This is a genomic window from Paenibacillus sp. JNU01 (assembly GCF_059130585.1).
Genome location: NZ_CP169723.1, coordinates 1,509,563 through 1,531,774 on the forward strand (window position 1 = coordinate 1,509,563; position 22,212 = coordinate 1,531,774).

General features: G+C 43.6%; 27 protein-coding genes. All 27 read right to left on the reverse strand.

Annotated elements, in window-relative coordinates; genetic code table 11:
• Window positions 1-39: 39 nt before the first annotated feature.
• The 27 genes from NLBNIHML_RS06375 to NLBNIHML_RS06505 all read right to left on the reverse strand — a co-directional run bounded on the left by NLBNIHML_RS06375 (window position 40) and on the right by NLBNIHML_RS06505 (window position 22,210).
• The gene (locus tag NLBNIHML_RS06375) at window positions 40-756 is read right to left on the reverse strand and encodes a response regulator transcription factor (protein WP_494354031.1); all 717 of its coding nucleotides are present in this window, start codon (window positions 754-756) and stop codon (window positions 40-42) included.
• 139 nt (window positions 757-895) lie between these two features.
• Window positions 896-2,158 (reverse strand): cytochrome c biogenesis protein CcsA, encoded by a 1,263-nt coding sequence (gene ccsA / locus NLBNIHML_RS06380; RefSeq protein ID WP_339235269.1) that lies wholly within the window; start codon window positions 2,156-2,158, stop codon window positions 896-898.
• Window positions 2,155-3,828 carry a cytochrome c biogenesis protein ResB gene (resB, locus tag NLBNIHML_RS06385; RefSeq protein WP_339235270.1) on the reverse strand — a complete coding sequence of 558 codons (1,674 nt, stop codon included), beginning with the start codon at window positions 3,826-3,828 and terminating at the stop codon, window positions 2,155-2,157. Before resB ends, ccsA begins: the two co-directional genes overlap by 4 nt.
• Window positions 3,829-3,842: 14 nt before the next feature.
• Window positions 3,843-4,370 (reverse strand): redoxin family protein, encoded by a 528-nt coding sequence (locus NLBNIHML_RS06390; RefSeq protein ID WP_494354032.1) that lies wholly within the window; start codon window positions 4,368-4,370, stop codon window positions 3,843-3,845.
• A gap of 133 nt (window positions 4,371-4,503) precedes the next feature.
• A complete protein-coding gene (locus tag NLBNIHML_RS06395; RefSeq protein ID WP_124116190.1) occupies window positions 4,504-5,253 on the reverse strand; it encodes a pseudouridine synthase in 750 nt (249 codons plus the stop codon).
• 197 nt (window positions 5,254-5,450) lie between these two features.
• Entirely contained in the window at window positions 5,451-6,269 is an 819-nt protein-coding gene (locus NLBNIHML_RS06400) for a S1 family peptidase (protein WP_494354033.1), read from the reverse strand.
• A 63-nt stretch (window positions 6,270-6,332) separates the two neighbouring features.
• Window positions 6,333-6,866: a spore maturation protein gene (locus NLBNIHML_RS06405; RefSeq protein ID WP_062835224.1), complete on the reverse strand. Its 534-nt coding sequence runs from the start codon at window positions 6,864-6,866 to the stop codon at window positions 6,333-6,335.
• Window positions 6,867-6,872: 6 nt separating this feature from the next.
• Complete coding sequence (locus NLBNIHML_RS06410; protein WP_339235281.1) at window positions 6,873-7,499, reverse strand: nucleoside recognition domain-containing protein; 627 nt, start codon at window positions 7,497-7,499, stop codon at window positions 6,873-6,875.
• A 31-nt stretch (window positions 7,500-7,530) separates the two neighbouring features.
• On the reverse strand, window positions 7,531-8,718 hold the full coding sequence (locus tag NLBNIHML_RS06415) for a D-alanyl-D-alanine carboxypeptidase family protein (RefSeq protein WP_494354034.1): 1,188 nt from the start codon (window positions 8,716-8,718) through the stop codon (window positions 7,531-7,533).
• 161 nt (window positions 8,719-8,879) lie between these two features.
• Window positions 8,880-9,683 carry a sigma-70 family RNA polymerase sigma factor gene (locus NLBNIHML_RS06420; RefSeq protein ID WP_339235284.1) on the reverse strand — a complete coding sequence of 268 codons (804 nt, stop codon included), beginning with the start codon at window positions 9,681-9,683 and terminating at the stop codon, window positions 8,880-8,882.
• A 66-nt stretch (window positions 9,684-9,749) separates the two neighbouring features.
• The gene (locus NLBNIHML_RS06425; RefSeq protein ID WP_494354035.1) at window positions 9,750-10,451 is read right to left on the reverse strand and encodes a lytic transglycosylase domain-containing protein; all 702 of its coding nucleotides are present in this window, start codon (window positions 10,449-10,451) and stop codon (window positions 9,750-9,752) included.
• Between the two features lie 63 nt (window positions 10,452-10,514).
• Window positions 10,515-10,730 carry a hypothetical protein gene (locus NLBNIHML_RS06430; protein ID WP_472477252.1) on the reverse strand — a complete coding sequence of 72 codons (216 nt, stop codon included), beginning with the start codon at window positions 10,728-10,730 and terminating at the stop codon, window positions 10,515-10,517.
• Window positions 10,727-11,101 (reverse strand): hypothetical protein, encoded by a 375-nt coding sequence (locus tag NLBNIHML_RS06435; RefSeq protein WP_472477250.1) that lies wholly within the window; start codon window positions 11,099-11,101, stop codon window positions 10,727-10,729. Before NLBNIHML_RS06435 ends, NLBNIHML_RS06430 begins: the two co-directional genes overlap by 4 nt.
• A gap of 78 nt (window positions 11,102-11,179) precedes the next feature.
• Window positions 11,180-11,566, reverse strand: coding sequence for a hypothetical protein (locus tag NLBNIHML_RS06440; RefSeq protein WP_494354036.1), 387 nt, complete (start codon window positions 11,564-11,566; stop codon window positions 11,180-11,182).
• 135 nt (window positions 11,567-11,701) lie between these two features.
• Window positions 11,702-12,268 (reverse strand): sigma-70 family RNA polymerase sigma factor, encoded by a 567-nt coding sequence (locus NLBNIHML_RS06445; protein ID WP_339235296.1) that lies wholly within the window; start codon window positions 12,266-12,268, stop codon window positions 11,702-11,704.
• Window positions 12,269-12,864: 596 nt separating this feature from the next.
• Window positions 12,865-13,281 carry a Na-translocating system protein MpsC family protein gene (locus NLBNIHML_RS06450; RefSeq protein ID WP_339235298.1) on the reverse strand — a complete coding sequence of 139 codons (417 nt, stop codon included), beginning with the start codon at window positions 13,279-13,281 and terminating at the stop codon, window positions 12,865-12,867.
• A gap of 234 nt (window positions 13,282-13,515) precedes the next feature.
• Window positions 13,516-13,713, reverse strand: a complete 198-nt coding sequence (locus NLBNIHML_RS06455; RefSeq protein WP_494354037.1) for a hypothetical protein — start codon at window positions 13,711-13,713, stop codon at window positions 13,516-13,518.
• Window positions 13,682-14,005 (reverse strand): hypothetical protein, encoded by a 324-nt coding sequence (locus NLBNIHML_RS06460; RefSeq protein ID WP_494354038.1) that lies wholly within the window; start codon window positions 14,003-14,005, stop codon window positions 13,682-13,684. The genes NLBNIHML_RS06455 and NLBNIHML_RS06460 overlap by 32 nt, the downstream gene beginning before the upstream one ends.
• A gap of 155 nt (window positions 14,006-14,160) precedes the next feature.
• Window positions 14,161-15,075: a hypothetical protein gene (locus NLBNIHML_RS06465; protein WP_494354039.1), complete on the reverse strand. Its 915-nt coding sequence runs from the start codon at window positions 15,073-15,075 to the stop codon at window positions 14,161-14,163.
• A 14-nt stretch (window positions 15,076-15,089) separates the two neighbouring features.
• Entirely contained in the window at window positions 15,090-15,485 is a 396-nt protein-coding gene (locus tag NLBNIHML_RS06470) for a hypothetical protein (RefSeq protein WP_036672279.1), read from the reverse strand.
• Entirely contained in the window at window positions 15,482-16,042 is a 561-nt protein-coding gene (locus tag NLBNIHML_RS06475; RefSeq protein WP_494354040.1) for a hypothetical protein, read from the reverse strand. Before NLBNIHML_RS06475 ends, NLBNIHML_RS06470 begins: the two co-directional genes overlap by 4 nt.
• 14 nt (window positions 16,043-16,056) lie before the next feature.
• Window positions 16,057-16,848, reverse strand: a complete 792-nt coding sequence (locus tag NLBNIHML_RS06480) for a hypothetical protein (RefSeq protein WP_339235310.1) — start codon at window positions 16,846-16,848, stop codon at window positions 16,057-16,059.
• Window positions 16,849-16,864: 16 nt separating this feature from the next.
• Entirely contained in the window at window positions 16,865-17,818 is a 954-nt protein-coding gene (locus NLBNIHML_RS06485; RefSeq protein WP_339235312.1) for a hypothetical protein, read from the reverse strand.
• A 3-nt stretch (window positions 17,819-17,821) separates the two neighbouring features.
• On the reverse strand, window positions 17,822-18,883 hold the full coding sequence (locus NLBNIHML_RS06490; protein WP_494354041.1) for a hypothetical protein: 1,062 nt from the start codon (window positions 18,881-18,883) through the stop codon (window positions 17,822-17,824).
• Window positions 18,884-18,895: 12 nt separating this feature from the next.
• The gene (locus tag NLBNIHML_RS06495) at window positions 18,896-19,249 is read right to left on the reverse strand and encodes a hypothetical protein (RefSeq protein ID WP_494354042.1); all 354 of its coding nucleotides are present in this window, start codon (window positions 19,247-19,249) and stop codon (window positions 18,896-18,898) included.
• A 1-nt stretch (window position 19,250) separates the two neighbouring features.
• Entirely contained in the window at window positions 19,251-21,017 is a 1,767-nt protein-coding gene (locus NLBNIHML_RS06500) for a hypothetical protein (protein ID WP_494354043.1), read from the reverse strand.
• Between the two features lie 59 nt (window positions 21,018-21,076).
• Complete coding sequence (locus NLBNIHML_RS06505; protein ID WP_494354044.1) at window positions 21,077-22,210, reverse strand: hypothetical protein; 1,134 nt, start codon at window positions 22,208-22,210, stop codon at window positions 21,077-21,079.
• Window positions 22,211-22,212: the final 2 nt, after the last annotated feature.

Below are 22,212 nucleotides of genomic sequence, written 5' to 3' on the forward strand. Positions count from 1 at the left end.
ATCCATAACTTCCCGACCAGCGATCTCCAGAAACTTAAACTACTTCGGTACTTCCAGTTTATAACCGACACCCCACACCGTCGTAATCATGGCCGCCGACTCTGGCGATACCTTGTTAAGTTTCTCGCGAAGACGCTTCACATGCGTATCCACGGTACGAAGATCGCCAAAGAACTCGTAGTTCCATACATCTTTGAGCAATTCTTCTCTGGAGAACACTTTGTCGGGAGATGTTGCCAGGTAGTGCAACAATTCATATTCTTTTGGTGTAAGGCTAATCTCTTCACCACCAGCCGTGACCCGGTGGGCATCATGCTCAATAACCAAATGTGGGAACACGATGTTATTACTCGAATTGCTCTCCTTCGAGAGATAAGCTGTCGCGGAAGATCGACGCAAAATCGCTTTGACACGATAAATCACTTCACGCGGACTGAATGGTTTTACTACGTAGTCATCAGCGCCAACTTCGAAGCCTTGAACCCGGTTAATCTCTTCACCTTTTGCAGTGAGCATCAAAACCGGCGTTGATTTCACCTGACGAAGACGGGTACACACTTCAACTCCATCCATACCCGGTAACATCACATCAAGCAAAATCAGTCCGTAGTCCCCTGCTGTTGCTTTACGCAGCGCAGCTTCCCCATCCTCAGCTTCATCAATTTCATAACCTTCTTTTTCGAGATACATTTTCAAAAGTCTGCGGATTCTCTCTTCGTCATCCACGACCAGTATTCGATTCTCATGTTCAGCCATGCCTCTCCAGCCCCTTTGCAATAACTCCTGATCACTTCTATTATGTTCGATCTGGCGAACAATATTTGAATACCCTTCAATAAAAAGGTACGTTTGTGTTTCCCGTTTCTAAATCCAACCTTTGCAAGACGAGTCTGTCCTAGTCCGCTCCAGCGTACGAATGCAATCCGGCAATGATCAGATTCACCCCAACCAGCGTAAACATGACAACCAGGAAACCAAGAACCGCAAGCCATGCAGACTTTTGACCTTGCCAACCTCTGGATAAACGCAAATGCAGATACACACTATAATATAGCCATGTAATTAACGCCCACACCTCTTTGGGGTCCCAACCCCAAAAACGACTCCAGGCAATCTGAGCCCAGATCATGGCAAAGATTAATGCTCCCAGTGTAAATATTGGAAAACCGATGGCAATCGCACGATAACTTATCTCATCCAGATCATCGGCATCGATTCCATCCATCATTGGCTGTAACGCTTGTCCAAGGGGTCTGCGCACAAGAAGTCGTACAATTCCATACAGGATCAGACCTACAATAAGTGACCAAATCACCGTATTCAGCTTACGCCCGGCATTTACGCCGTTCATCCAGGAAGGCGTCTCAAGTAAAGGTTTTTTCATGCCAAGAAACGGTGTCATGCTCTCCACTTCGCTATTATATGGCGCAAAAATTGGAGGCATGCGATAATTCACTTTCTCTATTGTACTATTTTCCTGTACCTGCGTGTCAATGCTGACCGTTTTCTGCACAAAAACCGCTTCATAGCCAGCTGCGCGAAAGGCAAATACCGTTCCTATAAATCCAATAACGACAACGATCGTAACCAGGGTGAATTCAACCCATCCTCGTTGACGTCTTGAAGACTTGTCCTTACCACTAAAATCAACAGTACGGAGCAAATACATGAACCCTGCGGCAAAACCCACGGCGAAGAATGCTTCACCAAGTGCGGCCAACGTCACGTGAATTTTCAGCCAGATGGACTGAAGTGCCGGGATCAACGGTTGTACCTCCTGAGGAAATACAGCGGCATAAGCCATTATAATGATGGTAAGTGGTAAGGCAAACAAACCCAGTAACGACTTCCGATATATCGCGTATACAACGATAAATGCAACCATGATCATCATGGACAGAAAAGACATGAACTCGTACATGTTACTAACAGGAATATGCCCTGCCCCAGCCCATCGGGTTGCAAAGAATACAAGATGTGCCGCCAAAGCGACAGTCGAGGCAATGAAAGCTCGTTTACCCCAGCGATTCATGTGCGCCAGAGGATCACGATTGCTCCATTTTTTGCCCATTACCGCAACACCATATAAAAAGAATGCGGCACAATAGAGAAAGAAAGCTACGATAAATGCGTCGCTGCTGAAATCCAATAAATTCATGCTTGGTTCCCCCCGTTATCCAACGACTTCTCTTCCACTTCCAAATTCATTTGTTTCAAAACAGCCGCCACTTCACGCCTGAAGCCAAACCAGTTTTTGTTGGTATGTCCACCCAAGGTAAGCTGTTGATCATCAAAACGAATCCAGATGCGGCGATGATGCCAATAAAAACCCATGACCAGACCCAACATGACAATGCCGGCTCCTACCCACACAAAAGGCATTGCTTTATCTACGCGTATATTGAGATAACTTACGGATTGAATAATATCAACCTTGTCCATGCTGTCCACTTCCAACTGTAAAGGAATCTCTGTTCCAATTAGCTGTTGGTTAATTGCATCCTGCTGAAACCGTTGTTTATCAATCTGCTTCGCAAAATAAAGATATTGTATCCCCTCTTCCGGCAGATTCGGTCCCTTAATAAGAAAGAGAAAAGCAGGTGCATTAGGTGAAGGCGATATTGATTTGGGCTGTCCATTCTCATCCAATCCAAAGTCCATGAACTTTTCCTTCACGGTCAGTTCATAAGGTCCCGCTTCAAATGTTTTTTGGGTATCGACCATATCAATCTTAATCGCCCCATATACTTCACCAGTCTTTGTATTAACCAGATCCGGCGTTACGGATCGAATGGTGGGTGTTAGATCATAATCAAACTGATATGCTTTCAGACCGTTATAATTTAAGGGATGATTCACACGAACATCATGTCTGGCCACCTCAGCTAATTGAGGTTTTTTTGAAAGATCCGAACAATCTGCTGTACATTCATACAAAACAACTTTTGTTTCGAACAGTTTTGGAACGGTCTTGTTCAGGTTACGGAATTGCTCCGGTACTTCTTCCTCACTGTAAAATTCAACATTAAACTGTTCGTTTTTCAGATACATCGACGTATTCGGTATCTTTTTGATCTCACCTTCCGGAAAAGCAACATGCTCATCCAGATTCAGGCCAGGCAGCCCTCGTGCAAGCACCGCCAGCAGAAATATAATGAGTCCAATATGAATGACATATGGGCCCCATCGACTGAATCGCTGTTTCTCGGCGAGTAAAGCATCACCCTGAGTATGCACGCGGTAGCCTTTCTTTTTCAGCGGCGTAACCGCTTTCTTAATCCAGTCTTCTGGTGCCTCTTCGATAGGACCTTGGTACACCAGACGCTGTCTTGTTAGAAATTGCGTGTGTTTACGTATTTTCTGTTTATTCAGTGCTTTGTAGAGCGGTAGGACGCGATCCAGACTGCATATCACCAATGATGCACCAATCAGCACCAACAGCAAGATAAACCACCAGGATTCGTATGTATGGGATAAACCCAACAGATAATAGATATGACCCAACTGACCGTATGTTTCTTTGTAATACACGGAAGGATCAATATTTAGAAATGTACTTTCTTGCGGATAGATCGTGCCAAGCATAGAGCCTACAAGCGTTAACACAATCATATAGACAGCAATTTTGACGGATGAAAAAAAGTTCCAGATGCGATCAATGATGTTGGGATTACTGCGCTGTGAACGGCGCGCCATGCCATCGTAACGCATTTCCAGCACTTCATTCGATTTAGCTTCAGACTCCAGTAGTGGTTTCCCACATGCTTCACATAGTACAGTGCCAACCGGATTTTGGTGTCCGCACTCACATTTGGTATTTTGGAACACGAATAGACCTCCTGTCAGGGCTGCTTCGCCAGTTGCGAAATTTGAGTGTCAAGTGTGTCCAAATCAAGTTGCCCGATATGAATCGTAGAGATTTTGCCGGTGTCGGATACAAAAAATGTTGTTGGCATCGGAGAGATCCCGAAATCACGAACCGAGTTTTTCTCACGGTCTAACATGATTGGAAATGTAACCCCAACCTGCCGAACAAAATTATCCACGGTCATCTGGTCTTCTCCAACATTAATTCCGACAAATTGTACTCCCTTGTCCTTCCATTTGTCAGCTTGTGCCTGAAGTGCAGGCATTTCTTTAACACAAGGTTCACACCAGGTGCCCCAGAAATTGATCACCAATGCTTTTCCTTTGTACTCGTCAGACGTATGAACTTGACCATCCAGGCCCAGCAGTTCAAAAGAAGGAGACTTGTCCCCTTCCTTTGGCTTGCCGTTCGAGCCGGATACCGATGTCGTAATCGCATATCCGCCCAACACGAGGATCAATGTCAAAATGACGATTTGCACCGTTCTTCTTGATTTCCCCATGTGCTGCTCCCCTTTTAAGTGACTCTAACACTCGCATATTATTGAACTGGACAACTGTGAACATCCTATGAACAATTATAGCGAATTTCGTCACAAAACTGCGGCGGTTTTATGAAAATTATGTGTCCTCACATTACCTTTTTTTCATTTTTCTGGCTGGTTCTGATTGTGCGAGGGTAATCAGGTTGTTAACTTCCTCTTTGGTCAGATTGCGTGTCAAACCACGTTTCAGGTTTTGTAGCAAAATGCCACCAAACGAAATCCGTTTCAACCGGGTTACCGGATGGTTGATCGCCTCGAACATGCGTCTAACCTGACGGTTACGCCCTTCATAGATCGTAATGGAGATCACCGACTCATTGGCCGCTGTATCCACATCTTTGTACTCCACCTCTGCAGGAGCAGTCATGCCATCATCCAGCATAATGCCTGTCTTTAATTTTTCCAGAGCCGAACCATGCGGCACACCTTTGACCGTTGCGTGATACGTTTTGGGTACGTGATGTTTCGGATGCGTCAACAAATGTGCAAACTCACCATCATTGGTCAGAATTAATAAGCCCTCTGTGTCATAATCCAGACGACCCACAGGGTAAACACGTTCCTTGACACCTTTCAGGTAGTCGGATACAATTTTCCGACCTTCCGGGTCAGATGCACTTGTGATTACGCCTTTTGGCTTGTTCAACATCAAGTACACTTTTTTCTCACTGCGGATCGGTTTTCCATTAACCGTAATCATATCCTCTTCGGGGTTCGCTTTCGTACCCAGTTCGGTTACGACCTCCCCGTTAACTTCTACTTTGCCGGACAGGATTAGTTCCTCGCTCTTACGGCGGGATGCAATGCCTGCCTGTGCGATAATTTTTTGTAATCTTTCCATGTTTGTCATGTCACCTCACACTAATGATACCCATCACGCAAGGAAATCACAAGGATAATCCAAGGATTTTGTAAACTGACGACACGAATATCCATTTCAGGCTGACTTCCCCTTTGAGATTCACGTAAAAAAAAGCCTACCTTTGCACGATCTGTTCAACACAGATAGCGTAAAGATAAGCCTTTACCTCAAACCAATTAATTGGAAACTTTTCCGGCAACTGCAACCTGTTTTTTGGCAGGCGTAGCGCTGTCCTTAATGAAAGACTGCAATGTTTTGGAAGTAATATAATAGGTGCGTCCACCGTATACAAATGTCATCATACCAATGACCCGGTTGTTCTGGTCCAGCACAGGGCCACCTGAATTACCTTGTGCCATGGATTTCACAATACTGCCGATTCCTTTTTTACCCGGAACATCCGAGGCTTGGGAACTGAATACTCTGCTTTTGGCTATCGTATTGTAGGTTGAAGGAAAATCTTCATCCAGGATGACCAGATCACCAGCAGGATTTTTGGGGAATCCAATCGTATAGACAACCTGGTTATCCCTCGCGTTTGCAAATGAGACCGGTTGGGCGTCTATTTCCTTGTCCAGCTTCAGCAGCGCCATGTCTGTCACCGGATCTGTCTTCACAATCTTTGCCTTGACAGGCTTACCTAAGGAACCCGGACTCGCAACAGTCAGTGTGCCTTCATCACCATCAGACAGTTCAGCATAACTCTGAACCACATGGTAATTCGTGAGCACTTCATCCTTCGAGATCAGTATCGAGGTACCAATATCATAATATACCATATCGGGTTCATTCTGCTTGACCAAACGTACATTCACGACGGGGAAAGAATCCGCTGTGACTGCCATTTGTGCACGCAGCTGTTTGTCGAAGTAACCTGTAAAATGTATCGTCTGAACGGCTTGAGCCGCCGCCAGCCCCGTTGAACCAGCGAGCATTGCAATGGCAAGCACACCTGACATTCCAACACGGAGCATTCGTTTCCAACTCTTCTGCATGTCTCACTCTCCTCCGCTATTATTCTAGCATAACTAATATATCGGAAGGAAAGGAGATATCTTTTAACCAAAAACGAGCAAACAAATGGCGAGGGCAGCAATAAAACCAACGACATCGGAAAACAACCCTACTTTGAGTGCATACCGACCATTCCTTATGCCTACAGCCCCGAAATAGACAGTCAGCACATATAATGTAGTATCTGTACTCCCCTGAATCGTAGATGCCATACGTCCAATCATGGAGTCGGGGCCATGGGTTTTGATCAGATCGGTTGTAAACGCCAGGGAGCCTGTCCCAGTCAAAGGACGCAGTATTCCGAGTGGTAACACTTCGCCTGGAACACCCATCCAGGACACCAATGGAGCCAATAGACTAATTACAAAATCCAGTGCACCCGAGGCACGAAATACGCTGATTGCGACCATCATGCCTACGAGATGCGGGATAATACTGATTGCAGTAGAGAATCCATCCTTGGCCCCATCAACAAAGGATTCGTAAACCGGGACCTTTTTGGTAAACGCATATAATGGAACAAACGCGATAATAACCGGGATGGCCCAGACAGAGATCCAGTTGATGAAGGTTAACAAAGCTACTCATCCTTTCATGCCGGGTTTGCCACTTTTCTGTATACGTGGCGGTTTATGTAAAGCCCTATTCCGATACCAGCGATCGGCGATTATAGCAGCAAGTGTAGCGATAATGGTAGCCATTAATGTTGTTCCCACGATCTCTGTAGCATTGGCGGAATGATAGTTTAATCGGATGGCAATTAGCGTTGTTGGAATAATGGTAATGCTGGCCGTATTCAGAGCCAGTAAGGTGCACATGGCTGGAGAAGCTGTTTGTTTATCCGGATTAAGCTCCTGCAGCTGTTGCATGGCTTTGATTCCCATTGGTGTCGCCGCATTTCCTAGCCCCAGCAGATTGGCACTCATATTGGAGAGAATATAACCCATCGCCGGATGATTTTTGGGCACATCGGGGAACAGGAAGCCCACAATGGGACCGAGCAGCTTAGCAATCCGAGACAGGAGACCGGCATCCTCAGCCATTTTCATCATGCCCATCCAGAACACAAGCACACTGATCAGTCCAAAACATACTGTAACTCCCGTGGCCGCGCCATCAAAAGCGGCTTGCGTGACCACCTCAATATTGCCGTTGATGGCTGCAAAAGCAAATCCGATTAAGATCATTAGTAGCCAAATTAAATTGATCAATGGTTATACCCTCCCTTCAACGATGGTTCTACTAAGGAGACAACAGGTGACTTAACACGGCACGCCAAGCTGCTGCCCAGGAAGACACGTCTCCGATTCCCCCCATCGTTGCTTCATCTGTCTTTGGTTCAGGAGGAATAAAACTGCCTTTGCGATATACTGGAATCGAGCCAACAAGTTTTCCGTCAAGTTGCATATCGATGCGTCCTGCCAATCCAAATGTAGGGTCTGTGGATTGTTTATTCCCTTCCGTTTCAGATTGGGCGCGATTTCCGTGCAAAATCAACTTTTTAGTCAATGAACTTTTCTCACTCTCAGCAAGTGGATACCAGAATCCCCGGCCTGTAACGACATCTGTATTTTGCACAAGCTGTTCTTGCCGCGCAATCTCTACCAATGGGAAGTATTCAAACCCAAAATCAAGCATCCGAGCATGATCGTTCCAATCATTTCCATCGTTCAGCGTTACCGCGGCGAGCTGCTGTCCATTGCGTGTAGCCGAACTGACCAAACATCTGAAAGCTTTTTTTGTATAGCCGGTTTTCACACCATCTGCACCTTCATACATCCGCAGCATTTTATTTTTGTTGTGCCAGGAGTATTCCCAGCTTTCATTGGGGTTCGGTGCGGATTTGTCCTCCGTGGCCACGATGCGTTTGAACACCGGATTGTGCAACGCGTAGGCAGTTAATCTGGCCAAGTCATTGGCTGTAGAATAATGACCTTCTGCATCCAGTCCATGAGGGTTCATAAAGTGGGAGTGCGTCAGACCGATTTGCTCTGCCTTTTTGTTCATTAATAGCACAAATCCTTCTTCCGAACCCCCCACATGCTCTGCGATCGCAGAAGCCGCGTCATTGCCTGAACGGAGCATTAGCCCGTACAACATGTTCTCGAGTGTCATCTCTTCACCTAACTTCAGATAGAGAGACGATCCTTCTTTGGCAAAAGCCGTGGGAGACACTTTCACTTTCTCATCCAGCTTACTGTGTTCAATCGCTACGATCGCCGTCATGATTTTGGTCAAGCTGGCAATTCGCAGTTCCTTATCCCCATCCTTGCTGTATAAGATCCGCCCTGATGTGACATCGATGAGAGCAGCGCTTTGAGCATGTGTGGACGGACCTTGAATTGTTGCCTGGGCTTGAGTAACCCCTAAGGAAGACAGCAAGAAGACAGGGATAAGCATGCATGCAAGAACTTTCGTTATTTTTCGCATCAATTCATTCCTCCGGGTCGCTTGGAATCTTGTACTATCTTATGTTCGGACAACTTGGAGTATGTCCCATAGGGCAAAAACAGCAAAAATCCCTCACGCTTGGAGCGAGAGGGACGTTATGTATGAAACATTATATAAAATATCAATGGCTGTGATGACGATTACGCCTGATCCGGTTTATTCAGCATTTTAGCCACTTTTCGCATAATTCTGGAGACTCTCATCTGGCTAATATCTTCCATATCTGCGGTCTGAGTTTGATTAAATCCGTCTACACGATGCTTCAGAACCGTAACTTCTTTCTCACTAAGCTTGCGCTTGACCGAATCAATGACCGCATCAACATATAACTTATCCAGAATACCTTCTTCAATGTTCTCCCCACTATAGATAGTATCCATCAACGTCACGGATTGAGTTTGTTGATCATCAGCACCTACAGGCTCATCAAGGTACTTCACACCTTTACCCACCTGAAGTGCCTTGTTGATCTTATCTTCCTCCTCATCCAACAGCAGTGCGATTTCATGTGCTGGTGGCAGGTAGCCCATATCGTGTTCAAGTCGATTAATTCGGTTAATTAATTCCGTAGCTGTGCGAGTTGGACGAATAATGCTTGCACTATCTCTTAGAAAACACCGAATTTCTCTGACAATCGCAGTGACAGCAAACGAGCTAAATTTTACGCCACGCCCGGTATCAAATGCCCTAATCGCTTTGATAAATCCAAGACGGCCCAGTTGTAGAATATCATCCTTTTCTACACAATGATTCTTAATAATCATTTCCGGCTTTCCTATATACTTATGAACGGAATGCCAAATCAGGTTCTCATTGACCAGAATGCAATCCCCGAGGAAATGTTCATCGAGCTTACAACGTTCAATATTTTCTACGTCATCCATTGTGTAATGCTTCTTATCTACCTGTAAATTCATACTAATATGTTCTGGAAATTTTCCCATTTGGATCTCCCTATGTAAAATTGATAAACGGTATTGTAATATTCAAATTCTATTGTTAACTGATGTTCATAGACCTTTTTTGATTATTTCAAGCATTTTGTTATGGTGTTCCTTCACTTGATTGTAATACCAGGGGCGAGCCTTTCCCTTAGCTACGTTGCCTTCTCCCTGATTGTACGCAATGATTGCTGTACGAAGATTCCCATCGTACTTATCCATAAGATATTCCAAGTAGGTAATACTTGTCCTGATATTCGTTTCAGGCTGATGTAGCTCCTGTTGGCTCACTCCAAACGATTTCGCTGTGCTAGGCAGAATCTGAAGTAAACCAATCGCTCCATGGGATGATACACTTTCCTCTAACATCCGGCTCTCTTGCCACATCATTGCCAGAATCCAGACGGAATCGATATCCGTATCCTTCGAATATTGAATTACCCACCTCACATACTTCAGCAGCTTTGCGCGGCTCACTGTTTTCTCCTGGTGGAGTTCTATATACTGCTCAAGCATATCCGTCATTCGTATGTGCGCAGGAGCAACCGATTTAACTTGTTTCTGTTGTTTTTCTTGTTCCTCTTGCTTCATTGGCTTTACTTGCTTTATCTGCTTTATCTGCTCTTCTTGTGTTACTTCCTTTAATCTCTGAGAGCCAACTATTTCTTCGTAAGCCCGTTTGAAATTTTCTGATGTCGATAGACTCCCGTATTGCGAAGCCAATACCACAACAGCAATAACAACACCTATTACTCTTTCTAAAGTGAACAACAGATTCGTCCACCTCCTTACTGAAAGCCTCTATATTATAGAAGGGATAATCTCATGCATAAGTTAGGATTGGTCTTGTTCACTTGGTTGGTATACAATGATTGCTGCAAATTCCAACATACTGCTGAGTGGATCAACGGTGGAGGTAAACTCCAGTCCGGTAACAAATGTGTGTGGTTTGGATAACATCCATGCGTTGATCAGTTCTTCCATACCTGCAGCGCTAGTGGACACAAACGTTTTTACTGCTAAATCAGAGGCGTAGTTCAACACCTTCATTGCTCTTCACCACGTGAGTCTTGTTCTTCTTCCTTTTTCTCTTCAATGAGTTGATTAAACTCCTCTTCGGTCAGTTCATGAATTTCCAATTCGTAAGCACTTGTCAGAATGTACCCCATACCATCCGTTAAATGAACGTTATAAAATGTTTGTGGTTCTTCATGAAAGGTACCCTCTTCGTAATTGAATCCAATAACGGCTTTTTCGTAACCCGCTACACTGCCAGCAAACCATACGTTAGCCTGGGTTGTTGCACCGGTTGGCGTCTGGACCTCATGCATATTGATTGGTGCGTGGATATACTTTCCAATCATGCTGGCTACGATTTCTTCCGTTAATTTATCTTCTTTTGCTTTGATCACATGTGTCATTGAATTATTCCTCCATTAGTTAAAGTCTCGCGAATATTCTTGCCCTTACATTCTCTATACGTGTTATAGGAGCAGCAGTTAAATTGGAGCCGCAGATGAAGTATTGGTTCCGCTGCTTAGGATCAAATACTTCGTCCGCATATGGAGTACAGCTGTATCCAGATCAGTCACTCGTTTGGATACAAAATCTTCGATAACAGGCTCCAATGGTTTGAAACCCACACCCAAGATTGGTTTTTTATGTATATAAGCATGATGCATGATCACAATATCAGTAGAGGTCAAATGATCCATAGCCAGATTAACCAAGACGGCATCAGCCTGTACGACTACTTTCTCAATAATCAAGGCATACTCCCTGTTGCTTAAATCAGCAGCTGTCGACGAATCATGACTTGCCCAAGCGATATCCGAATACCCCTTCAGACGTTCCATCGTAAATCCTAAAACCACCACACTAAGCATCTTGTTCCGCCTTTCTTTCTGTACTAATCACTCTATACGACTTAAAAGAGCACCCAGTTAAGGGTGCTCTCTCTGTTCTATGTAGGTTACTGAATCTATCTTCATCTAACTTAGGCTATTAATTGCCACTTATGACTACAATGCTTCGTACTTCTCACGAATCGCTTTCCATAACTGGGATATACGTGCCTTGGATACACCTAGCATTCCTGCAATCTCTACAAATTCATACCCCGAAGTCCGAAGTTTAAAGATTTGCTTCTCACGTTCGTTCAGCCTCATATTTTCCATAATATCTGTTACAAACTCAAAATTCTCATATGCAAATCCAGCATGACCAAGCGCTAATGCAATATCTGAACTTTCCGATTCATCGCCACCACTCTGATCCGTGCACATGATCTGTACAGCGTTAACCACACTGAGATTTTTCTCAGACATGCACTTGCGGTACATGTCCTTGATTTTATTTTCGATAAGATGATCAACAAACGTCGACATTTTCGCTTTTTCTGCATCATACTTGTCCAGGGAATTAACCAATTTGATCATAATCTCCTGGGTTACATCTTCTTTCTCCATCCCTGCAAATGTTTTCCCTCTAAGCTTGTGACGACACTTCTCCTGAGCTTTATTCAGGAACATGTCTATATCCCCAATCTCAAATAAATCATCAAAACCCATAGCAGTTGTAGCAGACATAATACATTTCCCCCATTAACTTTTAATTATCGTCGGTCGTATACTTTCTTCACAATCTAGTTACTATCCAGCGTGATTTTACTATACACACCCGCTATTGCTCCCTAAATCTCACATACCATATGTAGTCTTGTTACAAACAATTGAAACTAATAAGCCTAATTACATACAAACGATCAAAAAATCCCCCTTTGATCCGCCTCCTCATTCCCATCCTATTACATTCAGAATAACAAATACGAACTAATGTTCGCAACATTTATTTATTTCGTTCGCTTATATGCCTTTTACTGACTATATACGAAGTATACGGTGAAAGGTAAAGCAGCATTTTTTACAAACAAAAAGACCAACACAGAGCACACCACTGGAAAATACCAAAATGGTGGAATGTGTCGGTCTTGGTCTGACATCTATTTCGTCCCAATTACCGAAGATATGGCCTTCAAGTTCTTTAACAAGGTTATAGGCTTCGTCAAGATTATTAATCTATTCAATCGCCATAAGGGTAGTATAAGGAAATATGTAGGATATTGTCAACAACAAAAATTAGTTCCTAAGAACCTGTATAGTATTCAAAATTTAGTTAATAGGACTTAAGGCATGTTTATCTCATCATTTTTCAGCAGCACTTCAACATCCTTGTTCATCTTGAAGACTGTAATCTGTTCTGCAAAATCAGGGCCAAAAAATGTTGTTTCGATGTCTTCGATCTTCAGACCCATGTTGATATAGGAGAAAACGGGGTTGAAATTTTCTCTCATCATATGTGCTAGCTTCATCTTGTATTCGGCGAAAATTTGACTTGAGTGTGATTGCATATGTTCCAGCATGAATGCTTCAGGCTTGGTGAATTTTGCTGTAAACTTTAAGATGATAAAATGATTCATGATAGAGACTCTGGTATCTACCGGCCCGCGTTCAGTAAAATCTTTTCTTATTCTGGATGCCAACTTTGCGAGCTCTCTTTCCAAGTCTTTTATCTCAATGTCCCATCCCTCCTTGCCAATCATCCTGACCCCTTCTACTGCCCCTGAACATATGAATTCAACCTAGTTTAATCAAAACTACTTGTACAAGACAAGTTTCAATGGATGCATTAAATCAAGTCACGTTCATCTTTTCATGAAAAAGGAATAGACCCCAGAACTAGGCTTGGGGTATATCACTTTATTAACTATATTTTATAATTATTCAAATAAATTAGCAGTTGATGCTGAAAAGCTAACATTAGTTAGCGTAAACGCTTAATTTATCATTTCATTGGTAAGCTCTATTTTGAGCAGGCTAAACGCGATCAGGTTCAAAGCGACAGTGGCTCCATAGTCTCTTTCGATCAAATCGAATGCTTCTTCGGTTGCTCCAACCAGATCCTCCTTATCCGAAGTCATCTCGGTAGTCACAATTTCCTCATCATTCAGTGCGAAGGTCAGTCTGTACAGCATCTGTATTCCCCTCCTTAGAAGTCAATTCAATGTTTCGTACATCCGTAAGATCAATGATATGAACCACATAGTCTGTATCTTCCAGCGTGATCGATTTCCCCTCGTTCTTGTGTTTAGTGAAAAGTCGTCGATATTCTTGCTTGACCTCATCCGCTGTTAACGGGATTTCACGTACGACCTTATCCGAATCTTTCTCTTTCTGTTGTAATCTAGGATTATCTTCTATCCAGTTCACCGTTTTTTTCTTCCCACTTCCCTTGAAATAGAAATGAGCAGTCAGTTCAATATTCATCGTACACTACCTCCCGAAATAATTACGTTCTCATACTACTTTCTCTATACGACTTGATCAGCCAAGTGTTAATGCTAGTCTTCATATGGTGATGGATATACACTAATAACTTCATTGTTAAAAGAAAAAAGGACAGCATATGCTGTCCTTCCGTATTAGTATTTCTTAACCGCTATGCGATTGCCGAATGAGTCATATATATATTGAAAGTTGGTTTGAATAGGTGTTGTTCCCATTCTGGCGATGGACTTCGCCACCAATCTTCCCTCGTTATCATACTGATAAATGACATCAACCAAAGGTGGGAGTTGCACGAAGTCCAGACCGTCATATCGATAAATCTCACCAATGGAAATGACCAAGAAGGAATCACCCTTTGCGTAACCCTCTGAAGAAATCGGCATGGTCAGCACAGGTTCTCTAACCAGCTGCTCGGTGTAGTTGTCCGTAACGACTTGTCTAATAACTCTTCCCTGCATGTCAAAAGCAAAATATGTAACCACAACGGTATAATCCACCAAGTCACTGATCGATTCCAACGGGTCCATGACACTCAGGCGTTTTCGTTCCCCCCAAGTCATGCTCACATGGATCTCTCCATCACTAATCATATCGGCACTATGTGTATCAGGATGTGTGTAATGATTGGCCTCGCGCTCAATGTTGGACAATTTCTCACGTTCATCCAGTGTCATGATAACATTATGAGCTCCATCTGTTAGCATATCAGCACTGTGTGTATCAGGATGGTTGTAGATCACCGTTCTGGTACCATTAAGATTAATGGTTCCATTCTCCGGATGGTTTGAAACTCGATCACCACCCACCTTTACATATTCCCCGCTGCTGTATGTATAGGTCGTTGATTCATTCTGATTGCTTGGGTCTTGGCGTACCAGATATAATCTTCCTGCTTCACCTACGGTGGGCAGTTCTGTTTTGAGTCTGACCGAGACCACGTTTCCTACTGACACCGCGTCCAATCTGCCATCAAGTGAGGCATAAGAATCCCTGGCTTGTTTAACTTCACGTTCTACTTTGGCAGCTTTGCTGAATGAAACAATATCCATGTGGTGGTCCCCTCCTACCTCGTAGTCAAGCCAACGACCTCAATATCGAAGTTGGCCACATCTGTACCCAGATTTTTTAACGACAAGTGAAGTGTTGAAGTCCCATCTACGTCCTCATATGGCAAATCGATCATATCATAGATCCCTTCCATAAAATTCCCCGTTGAGTATTGGGCATTGTTGAAATAGAGAACTTCTGGATGTGGACCGGCACTATTCAACACATGGACTTCCACATTTGTCTCTCTGGACGGAATGACTCTGATCGTTTTGATCATGAATCGAGGATGTTCCATGGGAATATCAATCATTGCCTTCGCCCCACCTCCAACATACTCTACTCTTTGGGCAAACGATACCGGCAATAGCACTTTTCTCATCTCCTCCATCAGTTTCCATGTCCTGTTCAAGAGTCTTCCCTCCTTCTAGGAATATGTGTACCCGGATACCGTCGTGGACGAAGATGATTGCCAGAAGTGTTGCCACTTCCGCTGTAAGACCAATTCCCCCACGTTTTCCCTACTAACCCCGCCTGCTGGGTAGGAATCTTGACCTTAATACACCAATCGAGCCCCGCAAAATTTTGTTTTGCTTTTAGTCCTCTTATGGTTTCTCGAATTAAACCTACTCCACTGGATTGGGTCAAAAATTTATGCTTCAGTATCATATTTTTTTCATTAGGAACTCCCACGCTCGTTCGTGGCCCATAAATATACTTATCTGTAACGTATCCAATCAAAAGATCGTTATGGTTGTCCAGTACCCTCCATGTACCCCAGCGATAGATGTCAATTAATTCTGCCGTAGTTGATAACGTTCCTAATGAATAGACCATTTCCTTACCCTCAATGGTTAACGGAACGGCATCCAGATCGTATCCAATGCCATGGAGGACCACTGCCTTACTCTGGGTAAAAATAGAACCGCTCTCGGCGGTCCCTACAACTTTCCCTTGATGTATTGCCATGTCCATTCACCACCTTAATTCATCAGGACAGCAACCGTAGCTCCTGATAAGAAGCTTTGTCCACCAATCGATAGAGAGTATACCTTATATGTTTTGGTGCCCACTTTGATCTCATCTCCATGAGAAACTCCGGCAGAAGGTACCGCATAGATATCAATAAGTTCGCCTCTCGGTCCTTCCACACCATTACACATAATAACCGGAGCAAGATGATAAAGGGACCCCCAGCCTGGATTAACAGGAAGCATGGCAGAGTAAGCATCATATATGTTATTCACCATCTGTTTATCTTTATCGCGCAACGTCCGGATCCCGTTATCTCCGTTGTAGCTGAGGCCTACACTCAAACTCGAGGAATCTGTCTCTGTGGCATACCTGTTCAGAATTCCAAAGTAACCCAGATTGGATATACCGGTAACCGAGTTCACATCCCCCTGCAAATAAATAATAATTCGGTTGGGTTGAACTGAAACTTGGTAATCAATTAATAGATTCGTATCAACGGCACTCGTATGACATAAGAAGTCCTTTTTCACTTCGGCTCTGCCTAAGGGAATACTGCCATCTGTTGCCATCACATCTTCAGCCACACTCACAGTCAATGTGTTTCCCGTTGTTCCCTTCGTGTTCCCAACCTCAAGTCTGAAGAACAGTTTATCTGAACCCGTTGTGCCCACCGATTTCAACACGATCACACTCGCTGTCTCGTAAAAAATGGACCATGGAGATCCCGCAATCGTTTTAAATCCCTGAACAATATTCGCGAATAATTCATTCATCTTCACTTTGCCTGTGAAATTAGCCATCCCTCATCGACACCTCCTATATTTGGAAAAGTAAAGCTCTCTGCCCCCCACCAAGCAGTCGGGCACCATGGAAGAACTTTGGTCTTGAATACACTGGAACTTGGTTCGAATTGTAGTAATAACGTCCATAGTCTGTATTCGGGTAATCCTGATCTACGACATGAAAGACGTAGTACTTGCCATCATTGCCAAGATCGAGGATCGATCCGTCCGGGTGCTGTGCACTGTTTTTAAATACAATGGAGCGCATACCCTTGAATTCACCCCTAGCCCCTTCAGATGGATGATAGACCATGAAAGGTGTAACATAATATCTGGAACCCACACCTGGGGAAGGAATCGACTCTGTTCCAAAATTATAAAGTGCATACTCCGTTCCATTCCGTGAAGTCATAACCACACCCCTCGGTGTATCGTATTGATCTGTTATGTTGTTATCCGAAGCGGATAAAGGCATATGTGGGAAAACGCCATAAAATTTATTGGCAATCGCCGGGTCTTCTTGCTCTAGTGGCTGGCATTTGCCTAGGAATATTCGTACTGGGTACGCTCGTTCCGGGTAATTCAGACTTTCTCCATGGATAAACAGGATATCCTCATTCGTAATTACAGACCACTTATAGTTCACATTGTACTGCACGTTATGACACAAAAATGGCGTTTCCGTCATGAATTTATCCGTGTCCACGGGCGGATTTACGAATAGATCTGGTGATGCCACATTGTTTCCCAGGTTCTTCAGTCCCCAGCGAATGTTGACTCCTCTGGCGTGCGCCCATACACACATGGTAAAACGCATGGATATATTTTTTTTATTGGTAAGCAGCGCATTACCCCAGTTGGCGTAAGTCGTTTCGGCCGTATGTAGGGTATCCCAGTAAGGATCAAGTGCATCTTTCAATGTGTTAACAAGTGTTGAAGTAAATAAGCTTAGCGTACTGGTAAACTCGTGTCTGCGAATCATGGTCATGCCCTACACCTCCTTCTCAATTTCGAAAAGCAGCACCCGCTGCCCGCCGCCGAGGAGTAAGGGGGAGTCAAAGAAATAGGGTTGGCCATTGTAGTAAGCTCCATTGCTTGCATAAAAACCTTGATGTGTTGCGGGATGCTGCTGGTTCATAACATGAAAAACATAATAGCGTTCGTCTCCAAGATCTAGAATAGAACCATCGGGATACATACCTGCATCCCTCAAAACAGCTGTTCGAATACCATAAAACTCTCCACGAACACCTTCTGATTCATGCCATACATAGAAGGGCGAAACAAAGTACCTCCCACCCAAACCCGGAGAAGAGACTTGAGAACTTGTTGAAAAGTGATATAAAGCATTGGCTGTGCCGTTTCTTGATGTTCTCACATAGCCTCGCCCTGTACTAAACTTTAATTCGTCGTCCGACATGTTCAACCCTAGAGGATAATGTCCGAAAACGCCTACAAAATCGTTAGCTACTAAAGGGTCCTCATTTTCGAAAGGTTTCAATTTTCCGAGATACAATCTTACTGGATACGCTACGTCAGTAGCATTCTGTGGTTCACCTAACATGAAAATATAATGCTGTGAGCTGAATAAGCTCCATTTCCAGTATACATTTGGGGCAGTGCTTCTGTCCGAATAGGCCTCATTGATGCAGGTATTTAGTGGTATTTCTGACACAGCGCCTACTTCAGTATAAAGATCAGGTTTCACTACTGAGCCATTGTTTCTATATCCAGTTCTAAGTAAATAACTCCGTGTGTAGTCATTAGTATAATAATTAGTATAAAATCTTGAGATGTTCATACTTATTGTAAAAAATAAACTTGGATCATTCTTATTTTTTGCCGTTATCGTTCCTTGGTTTCCTGTAAATCTACTGGTGCTATTCCAGCTTCTTGGAATCGCATACTCATTCGTTGTATTGTATTCCCATTCCCAGTTGGTATCTCCATATAACTCTTGACTTACAGTTTTATAGAGTTCTGAAATAAATGTGGACGAGTAAGAATAAAACTCGTATCTTCGTAGCGCGCTTAGTAGAATGTTCTCAGCCACTCTAATACCTCCTTAAGTCCCGAATCTTAAACTCATATCACGAAAAATATGTTCCTTAATAACAGTAAACAAGACTGTTTTCACCATGTCGCTTCTCTCATTTATGAGATTCTCTTGATAAGACTGTTCTTTGTCCCCAACTCCATGCTCTGTCTCCACACCACTAGCAGCAGCCTCATGAATTTCAGGTAGCCCTTTCAGTGAAGGCAGAAATTTATGAGCCACATTATCAAACAGAATATTGCTCTCAAAAGCAAAGATCAGAATTTCAATCTCCTCTGTACTGTATGGCTCCGAGTGATTGCCCACTAATTTATCCATAATGGTATGTAGAGCAAATTTCACATCCTGCACGGTCCTCGTCACGTCAAATCACAACCTTTCTAATTTTTACTTGTTTGATGTTACCACTGGCATCGTATTCAAACGCCTTTTGAACGCCCTGACCGTCATAGATCAATGTCTCGGTCTTAACGGTACCATCTGTATTGTAAGTGAACGATGTTTTCTTCAATAGCTGCGGTGTCAATTCTACGGAGAACACTTCTTCTGACTCGATGTCACCATTAGAGAAGTAGTTATACACGACATCGAGCTCAAGTGTACTTCCTTCAAGAAAGACAAGCCTCCTCCGGATGTCCGTGTCATCGAAGGTAGCACCACCTTGAAGTACATAATAATCTGCACCGTTGTTGATTTCGCGCAGTACTTTACCCGTAATGTCACGCTGATACTCAATAGACTTAATCTGTCCGTTACTCTCCGTAACCTCTTGTCGTTCCAGATTTCCATCCGGGCTATAAAAGTGCTCAATAGTGCGGTTAATTCCTCCATCAATCTTCTCGGTATGTACTTTTCCATCTGGATAATAGGTGTATTCGGTTACCGAAGTGGTGTTAATAATAGACCCACGACCAATGACCGTTACCCGCGCTTCCCTGGGCACATCAAAAGTAAACCGTATAAGCGTATCATTATATTCAATGTAATCGTCTCCTGCATCCATGCGTATTCCGTCCAGAAATACCTCTGCGGAATTCGAACCAATCACATATCTGGGCACTTGAAAATCCCTTGTCGTCGACAACCTGCTGTTAGGAGCAGAAGTGAAATGAAATACGGATTGATGCTCCATGGTGCCTCGACTCTCAGCGAGTTCAAGACGACTCTGCATGTTGTCGAGTCTGTCCTTGAGAGCATCATAGACGACTCCGTTTTTATCTTCTCTTGAAACCACAACTTCTTCAGCAGTTGCTTCTAATTGGGCTTCCATCGCTTCGATCGCCGTATGATGTGAAGCAATTGTTGCGGTCTGCTCACCAACGGTTTTTTCCAGATCATCTACACGAACTCCCAATACAGACATGTCATTTTCAATAGAACCCTTTGTTAAGAAATACCTGAAATCCAAAGCTGTAAGTGAAGTTGTTGGAGAAACTCCGACATCGAGTCCACCAATGATCATGGCATCCTTGGGCTCTTTTTGATCTGAACTATAAGAGTACTCCCCATTTTCATGAAGGAAAATATAATATGTTGTGTTTGCCACAATGTCCGGGATGCTGAATGTCTGAGTAAACTGATCTACAATAACCTTATTGATACTGGCTCGTCCTGCATTAATCGTAACTTGAACACTGTTATTTGTATCTAGATACGTGGGGTTGGTAACACTGAGATCCTGAATGGGTTGCTTCGCTACAACTTCAATCGCTTTCTCCAACGTGTCAAATCGATGATCTATGGATGCCTCTGCTCCACGTGCTTCTTTTATTTCCGTCTCAGCGAGGCTCAACCTCTTCTCATGGTCATCCTGGCCCTTAGAAAGAGTATTGACATCTGCTCTTGCCGTCAGAATATCCTGCTGAACATCATCCAGTCGTGAGCTGTTTGAGATAACCTTAGTCTCAACATCGCCTAGTCTCTGCTCATGATCTTTAACAGCATCTCGACTATCGCTTGCAGACTCTTCTACGCGAGTGATTCGGTCACCTAGACTGAGTGCAGACCCTCTGGCTTCTTCCAACTCTGCAAGACAGGAATCAATCTCATCATGCGTACGGACCCCAATATCACTCAATTCCTTATGACTCTTGGCGGATGATCGATGAGACTGGTTAATTCTTACTGACATTTGACCACCTCCATTCATGCCTTACTTGCTCTATACGTAATTAGTCCAATTCGATTAAGTCATATGTATGTCGAATACATCTGTAACGAAAATTTGACCTGAGAAGCATACCTGTCTTGAGACTCTTCCCTTTCCATTCGCAGCCAAAATCGATAGGACGCTCCTGGCAAAATGGTAAATGCGGTGACCGAGTAGCTAAAGGACCCAGGAATGCCATCAACATCAGGCGCAATCTGCACTTTATCCGTACCGCTTGTGAGCGCAAAGGTTACATTTTTAAAGTCTCCTGATATCATGGGGTTTTTAGCAAACATTCGAACTTCTTGTGTAGCGGAACCACCTGCCGTTAAATAGCCTAGAAACCGATCCGTATTGGGATAGAGAAGCACATCGAAATCTTCTCCTGTTTCAGGATTTGACTCTTTGTAATACAGATCTGGTGTAACCTCAAAATACATGAGGTCTCCTCGGTATAGCTTTATAGAATCTATGGCCTGAAACCGATTTCCATCTGGAAGCCTAATCCCAAAATTGCCTTCAAACGGATATGCATAAGGATCCATGTTAAAATGTACAACCGTCTCTTCAGATCGGCATACCCTGGATTCAAGCACAACACCATTCTGATCGATTAGATCAACCACAGTTCCTTTGGTCAGATTGTCTACGGCAATAGATGTTCCTTTGTTAATTCGAATATACTGAACATGCATGGGATGATCTCCTTCACCCTTCAGATAGAGACCTATTTTAGGAGCTCCCACAAGTTCTACAGAACCAATGATGTTCCACATCATACCATCATCCGACCAATACGCCGTGTAATAGTTGTAATCTCGAATCAAACGTATCCACGGGTAGGTCTTTAACAAAGGCGTAGGCAAAGACATATCCAGAAACTCTTCAATCTCCATGTAATTATGTTCGTCTACCAAAACAATAATCCCACCATAACATCCCTCCGTATCGGGATTATAATTGTTTTTCACATCCATGACGAATTGCTTCATATCTGTCAGAGGCTTATAGAACATATACAGTGGATCTGGACCATGATTGAGCACCAGGCTGCCACTACCCGCTTCATAGCGAGTAGTATCGTTAGGGAGTACTTCCCATTTGGAATCCAGGCTGGCGGTTGCGAACGCATCCTCATATATCCTGCCTGACTCTTTTAATCTTGCAACACCCATAC

What these genes read in the sequence shown, in the direction of transcription:
- NLBNIHML_RS06375 (WP_494354031.1), bottom strand. Translation starts at nt 756, where the DNA reads ATGGCTGAACATGAGAATCGAATACTGGTCGTGGATGACGAAGAGAGA.
- ccsA (WP_339235269.1), bottom strand. Translation starts at nt 2,158, where the DNA reads ATGAATTTATTGGATTTCAGCAGCGACGCATTTATCGTAGCTTTCTTT.
- NLBNIHML_RS06390 (WP_494354032.1), bottom strand. Translation starts at nt 4,370, where the DNA reads ATGGGGAAATCAAGAAGAACGGTGCAAATCGTCATTTTGACATTGATC.
- NLBNIHML_RS06395 (WP_124116190.1), bottom strand. Translation starts at nt 5,253, where the DNA reads ATGGAAAGATTACAAAAAATTATCGCACAGGCAGGCATTGCATCCCGC.
- NLBNIHML_RS06400 (WP_494354033.1), bottom strand. Translation starts at nt 6,269, where the DNA reads ATGCAGAAGAGTTGGAAACGAATGCTCCGTGTTGGAATGTCAGGTGTG.
- NLBNIHML_RS06415 (WP_494354034.1), bottom strand. Translation starts at nt 8,718, where the DNA reads ATGCGAAAAATAACGAAAGTTCTTGCATGCATGCTTATCCCTGTCTTC.
- NLBNIHML_RS06420 (WP_339235284.1), bottom strand. Translation starts at nt 9,683, where the DNA reads ATGGGAAAATTTCCAGAACATATTAGTATGAATTTACAGGTAGATAAG.
- NLBNIHML_RS06430 (WP_472477252.1), bottom strand. Translation starts at nt 10,730, where the DNA reads ATGAAGGTGTTGAACTACGCCTCTGATTTAGCAGTAAAAACGTTTGTG.
- NLBNIHML_RS06435 (WP_472477250.1), bottom strand. Translation starts at nt 11,101, where the DNA reads ATGACACATGTGATCAAAGCAAAAGAAGATAAATTAACGGAAGAAATC.
- NLBNIHML_RS06440 (WP_494354036.1), bottom strand. Translation starts at nt 11,566, where the DNA reads ATGCTTAGTGTGGTGGTTTTAGGATTTACGATGGAACGTCTGAAGGGG.
- NLBNIHML_RS06445 (WP_339235296.1), bottom strand. Translation starts at nt 12,268, where the DNA reads ATGTCTGCTACAACTGCTATGGGTTTTGATGATTTATTTGAGATTGGG.
- NLBNIHML_RS06450 (WP_339235298.1), bottom strand. Translation starts at nt 13,281, where the DNA reads ATGATTGGCAAGGAGGGATGGGACATTGAGATAAAAGACTTGGAAAGA.
- NLBNIHML_RS06455 (WP_494354037.1), bottom strand. Translation starts at nt 13,713, where the DNA reads ATGCTGTACAGACTGACCTTCGCACTGAATGATGAGGAAATTGTGACT.
- NLBNIHML_RS06460 (WP_494354038.1), bottom strand. Translation starts at nt 14,005, where the DNA reads ATGAATATTGAACTGACTGCTCATTTCTATTTCAAGGGAAGTGGGAAG.
- NLBNIHML_RS06465 (WP_494354039.1), bottom strand. Translation starts at nt 15,075, where the DNA reads ATGGATATTGTTTCATTCAGCAAAGCTGCCAAAGTAGAACGTGAAGTT.
- NLBNIHML_RS06475 (WP_494354040.1), bottom strand. Translation starts at nt 16,042, where the DNA reads ATGGCAATACATCAAGGGAAAGTTGTAGGGACCGCCGAGAGCGGTTCT.
- NLBNIHML_RS06480 (WP_339235310.1), bottom strand. Translation starts at nt 16,848, where the DNA reads ATGGCTAATTTCACAGGCAAAGTGAAGATGAATGAATTATTCGCGAAT.
- NLBNIHML_RS06485 (WP_339235312.1), bottom strand. Translation starts at nt 17,818, where the DNA reads ATGACCATGATTCGCAGACACGAGTTTACCAGTACGCTAAGCTTATTT.
- NLBNIHML_RS06500 (WP_494354043.1), bottom strand. Translation starts at nt 21,017, where the DNA reads ATGTCAGTAAGAATTAACCAGTCTCATCGATCATCCGCCAAGAGTCAT.
- NLBNIHML_RS06505 (WP_494354044.1), bottom strand. Translation starts at nt 22,210, where the DNA reads ATGGGTGTTGCAAGATTAAAAGAGTCAGGCAGGATATATGAGGATGCG.